We start from the raw sequence: 9,999 nt of genomic DNA, 5'->3' as shown, positions 1-9,999 counted from the left end.
CCAGTAACCAGACAAACAGCGACACCAGCACGTAGAGCGCTGCCAGCACTCCATGACCTGCCAACAGCAACTGCAATCCCTCCAGGCTAAACACCGAGAAGGTAGTAAAACCGCCGCAAAAGCCAGCCAGAACAAATTGCTTCTGTGGTTCGCTGACCTGCCAGCGCCCTGCTGTGCCCACCATGCCGGCGTAAAAACCAATCAAGACAGAACCAAGCAGATTCACCAGCAAAGTAGCCCAGGGCCAAAGTGCATCGGGCTGATGCAAGAGGATAGATAAGAGCAAGCGTAGGCTGGCTCCGAGGCCAGAACCAAGCCCCACCAGCAAGTAGGTCACTGGCGGATTTCTCACGCTTGCCCCCAGTAAAACCCCAGGGTAACAGCAACAAGCCCAAGCAGCAGGGTAAGCAACACATTCAAAAGCGCTCGCTGCCACTGACCGGCTTGCCACAGGCTTAAGGTTTGCAGGCTAAAACTGGAGACTGTGGTGTAAGCGCCTAAAAAACCGATGCCAAGCACCAGCCATAGCAACTGTGCCTGCTCCGTTTCAGCGGCTCTGGCAGCGAGAAACCCCAACGCCATAGCGCCACTGCTGTTGACCAGCATGGTACCCCAGGGCAGTGCCATACCCAGTTTCCGGCTTAGCAGATTGGTGAGCCAGAAACGCACCATGCCGCCTAATGCGGCGGCACTAAAAAACAACAACCAGAACCATGCTGAAAACGGCAGTATCTGGCTCATCGGATACCGGTCTTAGGGTAAAACGAAACCAACAGCATCATAGACCTTACGCAGTGTTTCCGCTGCACGGCTGCGTGCCTGCTCTGCGCCTTGATGCAATACTTTATGCATTAAGTTTTGATCGGCCCGGATTTCTTTGAAGCGCTGCTGCAGAGGTTCCAACAGGTTGACCACCGCATCAGCCACATCGGTTTTTAAGTGGCCGTACATTTTTCCTTGGTATTCGGCTTCGAGTTCAGGCACGGTTTTGCCGGTTACACCGCTTAAAATACTCAGCAGGTTGGCTACACCTGGTTTTGCTTCCAGATCAAAAGTAACACGAGGTGGATCGTCGGAGTCGGTCACTGCACGCTTGATTTTCTTGGCGATGACTTTGGGATCTTCCAACAAACCAATAAAGTTTTGCGGATTGTCGTCGGATTTCGACATCTTTTTGGTTGGGTCCTGCAAACTCATCACCCGGGCTGCCACCTTGGGAATAAAAGGCTCTGGTACGGTAAAGATGTTGCCATGCAGCGCATTAAAACGCATCGCCACATCGCGGGCCAGTTCCAGATGTTGCTTCTGATCATGCCCGACCGGAATTTGATTGGCCTGATACAACAAAATATCAGCGGCCATCAGCACCGGGTAGGTAAATAGTCCAGCGTTGACGTTGTTGTTGTGACGCTCGGATTTGTCTTTGAACTGCGTCATCCGTCCCAGTTCACCAAACTGAGTATAACAGTTCAGTACCCAGGCCAGTTGGCTGTGCTCCGGCACATGGGATTGCATAAAAATACTGGAGCGAGCAGGATCAATGCCACAGGCTAAATACAGCGCCAGGCTATCGAGCGAGGCATTACGCAACGCTGCAGGATCTTGTCGCACGGTAATGGCATGTAAATCGACAATGCAATACAGACAGTCGTAATCGTCCTGCATCCGATCCCACTGACGAAGGGCGCCCAGATAGTTTCCAATGGTCAGTTGTCCTGAAGGTTGTGCTCCACTGAGCACGATCGGCTTGCTTGTCATAGATCCTTTCCGTCTTAAAATTGTAAAAATAATCCTGCAGTATAACTGCTTCCCATACCCTAAGGCAGCAGCAAACTCCGTTTTAGCCTACTTTAGCCAGCTCAGCCCGCATCGCGTCGATGGTATCGCGATAGCTTGGACTGTTAAAAATGGCAGAGCCGGCTACAAACATATCCGCACCGGCCGCTGCAATTTCAGCAATGTTATCGGTTTTCACACCACCATCTACCTCCAACCGAATCGGTCGGCCAGATTGGTCGATCAACTGCCGTACTTGTTTTAGCTTATGCAACGTCGAAGGAATAAAGCTTTGACCACCAAAACCCGGGTTGACCGACATCAGCAAAATCAGATCAACTTTATCCATCAGATAATCCAACACCGATAACGGGGTGGCAGGATTGAGCACCAGACCAGCTTCACAGCCATGCTGACGAATTAATTGCAAGGTGCGATCGACATGACGGCTGGCTTCCGGATGAAAGCTGATAATGCTGGCTCCGGCTTCGGCAAATTGTGGTACCAGTGCATCCACCGGCTCTACCATCAAATGCACATCAATCGGGGCCTGGATCCCGTAGTCGCGCAGAGCCTGGCACAGCATGGGACCAAAGGTCAGGTTAGGCACATAGTGATTATCCATCACATCAAAGTGCACCACATCGGCACCAGCGGCCAACACCTGATCCACATCTTCTCCCAAACGGGCAAAATCGGCAGACAAAATGGAAGGCGCAATTAAAAAAGGTTGCATGGCTAAGTTCTCCGCACCAAAAGAGTGGCTACTTTACTGAATTTAGGCCGGAAAAGCACCCGTATTCACTGCACAAAAAGCAAGCAGCATTGCACCAGCCCAGCACAATAAAGTATGCCTGCGGCAACGAAAATAAGCTTAACAATCTGATTTATATAAATAAATTAAGCTGGCACAGTTCTTGGAATCGCCATGTGATAATCAAAACACAAGGACAACTGCAATGAAGAAAACCATCCTAGCCAGCGCTTTGCTGCTCGCAATCAGCGGTCTTAGCACAGCTCAAGCCAACGAAGTCGGCATCAGCGCCGAAGTAAGTGGGATGACCAAGTATGTATTCCGTGGTTACAAGCTCACCAATCACTTCCACGTGCAAGGTTCGATTGAAGCGGATTACCAGGGCTTTTACGCCGGTTTCTGGGGCACGACCGATCAAGAGGTTGGTTCAGAGACCAACCTTTACCTTGGCTATGGCTTTGATGTCAGCGATAGCATTGCGCTGGATATTGGTGTGCTGCAATACCGTTTTGACGGCATTGATGAAGACTATCTGGAATACCATATTGGCGTCGATTTTGGTTTTGCCGGCATTACCTTTTATTACGATGAATTCGATAATATATACATCGAGGCCAGCACCGAGTTTGCCTTAAATGATCAGTGGAGTATTGGCCTGCATGCCGGTTGGGAAGACTCCGATGAGTCGCTGTACGATGTTGGCATCAGTCTAAATTACGCCATTACCGATACATTGACCGCCTCAGCTTTTGCTACCAAAAAAGAAAGCGGCGATCGGGCCATCTTTTTCGGTCTCACAGCGTCTTTCTAAGACGCTTTACTTACCAACTGCTTGCGCAACAGACCAGCATAAAAGTAAATAACTTGTATCCCACCGCTCATTCTGCTATGGTATCTGCCATAGTTAGGATGCTGCGGGATTTTTTTGATGGAAGCTTTGTTACAGCATAAAACACGGATAGCCCTGCTGGTCTTAGTGCTGCTGGCTAGCGGTGTTGCGTGGCTGCTGCAGTCTGACCACAGCACACTTTCTTGCCAGACCTCTGCTGAATGCGCTACCCAATTTAGCTGGCTAAGCTGGTTGCAGGGGCAAAGCCGCTCTTCACAGTTTCACTTTGTTGACTTAGTTGAGTTGCTGGATCGGATGCTGCCAGTCAACAATGACAACAAATAAGCCCGCCTCCTGGAAGCAAGTTCTCAAAGCTGTTGCCGGTGCATTTATCGGTGTTCAATCCGAGCAGCAACGCCAACAAGATTTTAATGCCAACAGTCCTATGCCCTACATCGTTGTAGGGGTGGTAATGGCCTTAATTTTTGTCGTTACCGTACTGCTCGTCGTATCTTGGGTACTACGCTGATCACATTGCTGACTGGCGGTTGGTACAAAGCAAATAGCTCTGCCACCTTTTTGCGTCCATCGCCTTTTTGACTAATGGAGCGGGCGACCTGGATTGGATGTAAGCTCGCTTGCTGGTAAATTTTTCGGGTTAAGGTGGTATCGTGATTACTGATAAGCACAGTGCAGCCCTGTTGCGATGCTTGCTCGGCAAGGTTGGCAAGTTGCGCCTGATCATCCAGATTAAAGCCTTCCCGGGCATAGCTGGTAAAACTGGCGGTTTTACTGAGCGGTACATAAGGTGGGTCGCAATAAACCACTGATCCCGGCGCTAAGTCAGCAAATACCTGTTGATAGCTGCTGCAGCTAAACTCAGCCTGCTGCGCTTTTTCTGCAAAAAAATACAGTTCAGCTTCTGGGAAGTACGGCTTCTTGTAACTGCCAAAAGGCACGTTGAACAAGCCTTTCAGATTATAGCGGCATAATCCATTGTACCCGTGGCGATTAAGGTACAAAAATAGCACCGCTCGTTCATAGGTATCGGTACTGTCATTAAAACGCTGGCGGAAATTGAGGTAACACTCTTTTTGATTGCTGGCTGCAACGAAACAGGCTCTGGCGTCCGCCACAAACTGTTCAGGTCGCTGTTTAACAATCTGATACAGGCTGATTAGATCCTGATTAATATCATTCAGCTGGTAACGAGCATACTGGGTATTCAAAAATACAGAGCCTGCACCGACAAAAGGCTCAACCAGAGTATCACCTTGTGGCAAAAAACGGGCTAAGGACTCCACCAAGTTGTACTTGCCACCAGCCCATTTTAGAAAAGCCCGTTGTTTGGATTTACTCATTGACTGTGATTACCCTGTCCCGGTTGACTCGAGCGAATCTCCTGCCACACCTGTTGCATCGATTTAATAAAAGGAGTCTCAGCTCTTAGAGCCGCAGGGATCTCAGCCCGGATTGCTCTGGCCTGCTCAGCAGTTCGGTAAGCAGCAAGCACTACCACCCACTGTGACTGCCCATTGTGCTGTCGCTGATAAATCAACACGGTTAGTTCCGGGTAAGACTGACGCACTGCCTGAGCAGCATTTAGATTTGCAAAGGCGCCCAGTTGCAAGACATAGTGGTCTTCATTCATCGCTAATAGCTTGGCTTCATCATATGGCCAAGCATTAGGTTCCAGTAAAATCGTATCGGATCCAGGCGCAACGTCTTCTGGGTGCTCAGTGATAGCAGTTTGCCCGGCCATCGCAGATTGTTCGGCACTAGCGAGCTGCTCAGTAGTCTCTGGCTGCATGGCAGGCACAGCTGAAGGTATTTCCAGCGCTGGCTCATCCATAAGCTCTTGCTCGCCGGCTGCTATTGATTCGGTTAGATGCAAGGCTTCAGCATCAGTCAGCAAGGTATCGTCGGCGCTAGTTTCATTAGGAAGCCTATTGTCAACGTCCGTTTGACCGGGTTCAGCTTCAGACACCACAACATCGGCCGGGCTCCACGCTTGCACCACTGGCCTGGGCTGATTATCAGCCAGTAATAACTCTGGCTCTGATGGCTGAGACAGCCACCAAAATAGCAGAATAGCCACAACCCCCAACACAGCCAGCACCAGAGATGCTGTTCGGTACTTTTGAGCCAACATAGCAACCGGCTTGCTGTCGCTTCGCTCCGACACAACCTCGGGCTCCAGCAAACGGTGTAAATTGCCTGCAGCGGCTTGCAAGCGCTCAGCAGCCGAGCGCGTTTGCAACATCTGTACTGGCAGCAACTGCTCTGCTTCAGCTTCAGTTACCGGTGAAATCGCCAGGTTAAGCTCAGCCTCCGTTAATACATCAGGGCCTGTGGTGATGATATGAATAGGGTGGGCTCGCAACAACGATAAACAGCCTAACGGCAAACTACCCTGACTATCTAAGATCCAGACCAATGGTTGGGGATGCGGCTGCTCCAGCAATTCCATCAGGTTTGTTTCAAACTCACTTAAACCAAACCATTGCTGCAGAAGATGCTTCTGACACTGTGTAGTCGTCATATCTGGCTGGGAGGAAAAATAAGCCAGATTCATTGCATCCGATAATAGCTCTGCAAGCACCAGACTCAGTGTTGTTTTACCTGAGCCGGTGCCGCCAATAAGATGGATATGTTGAAACCCATTGAACTCAATTTGAAATAATACCCGTTCCAGCAGCTCACGCTGCGAGGGCAGTAAAGTAGCGTGAGCTTGTAGCTTAGCAGCTAGGGGTGATAGCGACATTCAGGAAAAAACACTCAGCAATTCAACTTCATCAACATCAGCAATGATTTCACTATAGCCAAACGAAGTTGGCAATACAAATCGCATCTTGCCAGCCCGGACTTTTTTATCCGTCTTCATATAGGGTAAAAAGTCCTGTATCGACATGCCTTCAGGTTTTGCCACCGGCAGGGAAAAACGTGTTAGCAACCTTTGAATACGATTCAGCTCGGCTGCCGATAACCAACCGCGACTGTGCGCTAATTGCCCAGCCATGACCATACCAACAGCAACTGCCTCCCCATGAAGCCAGCGACCATAACCAAGCCAAGCTTCAATCGCATGCCCAAAGGTATGCCCCAGATTCAACAAGGCACGTTTGCCCTGCTCCGTTTCATCTGCGGCAACGATATCTGCTTTCATCTGACAACAGTGTGCAATCATTTCGCCCAGTACAGTTGGCTCCAAACGCTCAATGGCTTCAGCTTGTTGCTCTAAATAATCGAAAAAGTCAGGATCCGCTATCAGGGCATACTTAACAACTTCCGCCATGCCCGCAGCAAACTCTTTCGCTGGCAGTGAAGACAGCACATCGGTATCAATCAATACCTGCTGTGGCTGTTTAAAAGCCCCGATCATATTCTTACCAAGGGGGTGATTCACCGCTGTTTTCCCACCGACCGAAGAATCGACCTGAGACAACAAAGTCGTTGGGATCTGAATGAAGTCGACACCACGCTGATAGGTGGCGGCAACAAAGCCGGTGATATCCCCGACAACGCCACCACCAAGTGCGACCAGCAAACCATCACGCGCAAAGCGATTTTCAAGCAAAAATGTCTGAATATGACCAAACTGCTCCAGCGTTTTGTAGGCTTCGCCGTCCGGCAACAAAAAGTGCAGCACCTGGCTGTTAGCAAACAAACGGCTTGCGGCTTCTAGATAAAGAGGCGCGACAGTCTCGTTGCTGATGATGATAACCTGAGGGTAGTGTTTTATCAGCAGGCTTGGCTGCTGCAGTAGGGCTGGGCCTATATCGATAGGGTAGCTGCGTTCACCCAGTTCAACCCGAACACGATGCATAAGCAGCCCCCTTTAACTGAAAGATAGTAAAACGAAATCAGAAACCCAGCTGTTCTACGATTTGGCTGGCTACGGCGCGAGCACTTTGCTCATCCGTCCGCACAGTCAGGTCGGCAATTTCTTCATACAACGGATTACGCTCTGTTGCCAGTCGCGTCAGCACCTCTTCTGAATCTTCTTCTGTTTGTAGCAATGGTCTACGCTTATCGCGTTGAGTACGGGCAACCTGCTTTTCAATTGGAGTTTCCAGATACACCACAATACCACGTGCGGACAGCCGATTCCGGGTTTCTTTGCTGGTAACAGAACCACCGCCCGTTGCCAGAACAATGCCCTGCATTTCCGTCAAGTCTTGAATGACATTCTCTTCACGAACCCGAAAACCAGCTTCACCTTCTAAATCGAACACCCAGGCGATATCAGCACCGGTTCTGCGTTCAATTTCCTGATCCGAGTCATAGAAATCAAGATGCAGCATGTCTGCCAAATGACGGCCAATTGTGCTTTTACCAGCACCCATAGGACCTACAAGGAAAATATTACGTTTTTCTGCCATATGTCGTCGTGCTAATTCATTGTCTTGGTGAACTTAAAGTCAGGAACAAAGGCTCCCACGAAGATTTGAAGCGCTGAATTATGTCAGCAATGGCGTTCGCTTGGCAAGCTTATTTCAAAAATATTAGCCGGTTTGCCGACCACTCAGCAAGCAGGCCGGACATAGCCGGCCTGCTTGCTGAGCTTAGAGCTAAAAAGCAGCTCACTTACAAGCCATCGGTTAAGATCCTTGGCGTCACGAAAATCAACAGCTCAGTCTTTTCATTGAATTCGCTGGTATTCTTGAACAAGCGACCAACATAAGGGATATCGCCAAACAACGGAACTTTGGAGATAGCAGAGATAGCCTGTTGCTGATAGATTCCGCCCAGCACAATGGTTTCACCATTATCAACCAGCACCTGGGTTTGAATACGTTGGGTATCAATGGCAGTGGCGGGGCCTGTTGGCGTTTGGACCGTATCACCCCGTGTATCCTGAGTAATTATTAAATCAAGGATAATGCGGTTGTCAGGGGTAATCTGCGGCGTAACTTCCAAACTTAACACTGCTTTTTTGAAGGTAACCGTAGTAGCACCACTGGATGCAGCTTGCACATAAGGGATTTCAGTACCTTGCTCGATGCGAGCCATTTTCTGGTTGGATGTAGTGATCCTTGGGCTGGCAATGATTTCGGCTTTATTTTCTTGCTCCAGAGCCGACAACTCTAAATCAAGGATGGTACCATCCGATAACTTAGCGACATGAAAGGCGATATTACCGGCCGGATTAGTGACCGGTAAATTGACATTCCAGCGCTGATCCAGGCTAGGAATGACACCACCCGCTATTGTATTAGCACCGGCCGCAGTACCTGAAGTACCCTTGGTGCGCTGCTGATCAGAGAATCCCCAGCGAATACCGAGATCTTCCTGCACATTGTCTTTGACGGTAACCATCCGCGATTCAATCAACACCTGCCGAACAGGAATATCCAGGCGCTCTACCAAACGACGGGCATTTTCAATTGAGCGACTGGTATCACGGATCAAAATGGTATTGGTTCGATCATCCACTGTGACAGCGCCACGCTCAGATAACAAGCTGGTATCCTGATTACGCAGCAGTGCGGCTATGTCAGCAGCTTTGGCATAGTTGATGACCAGAAAATCAGAATACAGTGGCTCCAGATTTTCAACATCCAGCCTTGCTTGCAGTTCACGGGCCTCTCGGCTAGCCAGTTCATCAGTCGGCGCAACCATTAAGATATTACCATCCATGCGTTTATCCAACCCACGAACCCGTAATACGATATCCAGCGCCTGATCCCAAGGCACACCATCCAGACGTAGAGTGACATTACCAGTTACCGAGTCGCTGGTAACCAGATTAAAGCCATTGTAATCAGCAATAATCTGCAGCACGGTCCGAACCGGAATATCCTGGAAGTTAAGAGAAATGGCCTGCCCCTGATACTCACGCCCGCCTAAAATACTGCGTTGAGTGGTATCCCGCTGCACGGTCAGAGTAAAAATATTGTCGACTTGCTGGTAGCTGTGCGTGAAGGCTTCCGTTGGTTCAATCACCAGTCGGCTGATACCATCCTGATGAAAGGTTTCAATCTGCCGAACAATGGTACCGAAATCCATCACGTCTAAAATATACAACATGTCATCTGGAATGCTGGTGTTATGAAAGTCCAGATGCAATTTGCCGGCGCGCTCAGTCACATTCACTGCCGCGGCATTATTACGCAGGAACACCAAAACACGCCCCTCACCACGCTCACCACGACGAAAATCAATGGCCTGGATGGCATTTAGTGCACGCGGTTTAATTTGGTTGTTGTACGTTGGTATCGACTCAGTCTGGCTGTCTTGTAAATGCAGAAAAAAGCTGTTGCCATCCTGTCGTGTCTGGTAGGGGTTTAACCGTTCCAGGTAGATCACGATACGGGCACTTTGCTCTTCACTGAACGTATTTATTTCCTTGATACCAGCCCGGCCTACATCGATTTGTGCCAGCGCTTCATCCACCCCTATATTGCTGAACAACAGCTCAATACGGGCCGGTTGGCTGAACACCTGGACATCCGGAGACTGGCCAAACGATCGATCAAATACAAACTCAAGCTCAGTCTCACCGCTCATTAATGGGCTGTAACGCACATCATGCAACAATGGCCTGGCCGTTGCCGGCAAGCTCAGCAACACCATTAATACCATAGCCTTGTAGATGGCGTATTTTACATGGCTTCTCATTGTTTTAGTCATCTTATCC

General features: G+C 49.5%; 12 protein-coding genes. 3 read left to right on the top strand and 9 right to left on the bottom strand.

The features are described 5' to 3' along the window. The 4 genes from JJU14_RS08005 to rpe form a co-directional block, all read right to left on the bottom strand. Positions 1-352: CrcB family protein (locus tag JJU14_RS08005; RefSeq protein WP_228612355.1), on the bottom strand; the 352-nt coding region annotated here is incomplete at its 3' end. Further along, entirely contained in the window at positions 349-741 is a 393-nt protein-coding gene (gene crcB / locus JJU14_RS08000) for a fluoride efflux transporter CrcB (protein WP_228612353.1), read from the bottom strand. The genes JJU14_RS08005 and crcB, both read right to left, overlap by 4 nt. Positions 742-753: 12 nt before the next feature. Next, entirely contained in the window at positions 754-1,758 is a 1,005-nt protein-coding gene (trpS, locus tag JJU14_RS07995; RefSeq protein ID WP_228612351.1) for a tryptophan--tRNA ligase, read from the bottom strand. Positions 1,759-1,840: 82 nt separating this feature from the next. Beyond that, on the bottom strand, positions 1,841-2,512 hold the full coding sequence (rpe, locus tag JJU14_RS07990; RefSeq protein WP_228612349.1) for a ribulose-phosphate 3-epimerase: 672 nt from the start codon (positions 2,510-2,512) through the stop codon (positions 1,841-1,843). A 223-nt stretch (positions 2,513-2,735) separates the two neighbouring features. On the opposite strand from rpe, the gene JJU14_RS07985 reads away from it, so the two are divergent. From JJU14_RS07985 to JJU14_RS07975, 3 genes are all read left to right on the top strand, one after another. Further along, positions 2,736-3,341, top strand: a complete 606-nt coding sequence (locus tag JJU14_RS07985; protein WP_228612347.1) for a TorF family putative porin — start codon at positions 2,736-2,738, stop codon at positions 3,339-3,341. Positions 3,342-3,458: 117 nt separating this feature from the next. Next, on the top strand, positions 3,459-3,704 hold the full coding sequence (locus JJU14_RS07980; protein ID WP_228612345.1) for a hypothetical protein: 246 nt from the start codon (positions 3,459-3,461) through the stop codon (positions 3,702-3,704). Next, positions 3,691-3,888, top strand: a complete 198-nt coding sequence (locus JJU14_RS07975; protein ID WP_228612343.1) for a DUF2970 domain-containing protein — start codon at positions 3,691-3,693, stop codon at positions 3,886-3,888. The genes JJU14_RS07980 and JJU14_RS07975 overlap by 14 nt, the downstream gene beginning before the upstream one ends. On the opposite strand, the gene JJU14_RS07970 is transcribed toward JJU14_RS07975, so the two are convergent. The 5 genes from JJU14_RS07970 to JJU14_RS07950 form a co-directional block, all read right to left on the bottom strand. Next, positions 3,851-4,720, bottom strand: a complete 870-nt coding sequence (locus JJU14_RS07970) for a Dam family site-specific DNA-(adenine-N6)-methyltransferase (RefSeq protein ID WP_228612341.1) — start codon at positions 4,718-4,720, stop codon at positions 3,851-3,853. The two genes, JJU14_RS07975 and JJU14_RS07970, sit on opposite strands and share 38 nt — an antisense overlap. Further along, positions 4,717-6,123, bottom strand: a complete 1,407-nt coding sequence (locus tag JJU14_RS07965) for an SPOR domain-containing protein (protein ID WP_228612339.1) — start codon at positions 6,121-6,123, stop codon at positions 4,717-4,719. Before JJU14_RS07965 ends, JJU14_RS07970 begins: the two co-directional genes overlap by 4 nt. Then, positions 6,124-7,185, bottom strand: coding sequence for a 3-dehydroquinate synthase (gene aroB / locus JJU14_RS07960; RefSeq protein ID WP_228612337.1), 1,062 nt, complete (start codon positions 7,183-7,185; stop codon positions 6,124-6,126). It abuts the gene before it with no gap. Positions 7,186-7,222: 37 nt separating this feature from the next. Further along, positions 7,223-7,741 (bottom strand): shikimate kinase AroK, encoded by a 519-nt coding sequence (gene aroK / locus JJU14_RS07955; protein ID WP_228612335.1) that lies wholly within the window; start codon positions 7,739-7,741, stop codon positions 7,223-7,225. Between the two features lie 205 nt (positions 7,742-7,946). After that, positions 7,947-9,992, bottom strand: a complete 2,046-nt coding sequence (locus JJU14_RS07950; protein WP_228612333.1) for a type IV pilus secretin PilQ — start codon at positions 9,990-9,992, stop codon at positions 7,947-7,949. Positions 9,993-9,999 lie beyond the last annotated feature (7 nt).

This window comes from Alkalimonas sp., from assembly GCF_020831925.1.
In the GTDB taxonomy this organism is placed as follows: Bacteria; Pseudomonadota; Gammaproteobacteria; order Enterobacterales; family Alteromonadaceae; genus Alkalimonas.
Note: the sequence above shows the minus strand (reverse complement) of the source record. Positions and strands in the feature narration are given on the sequence as shown.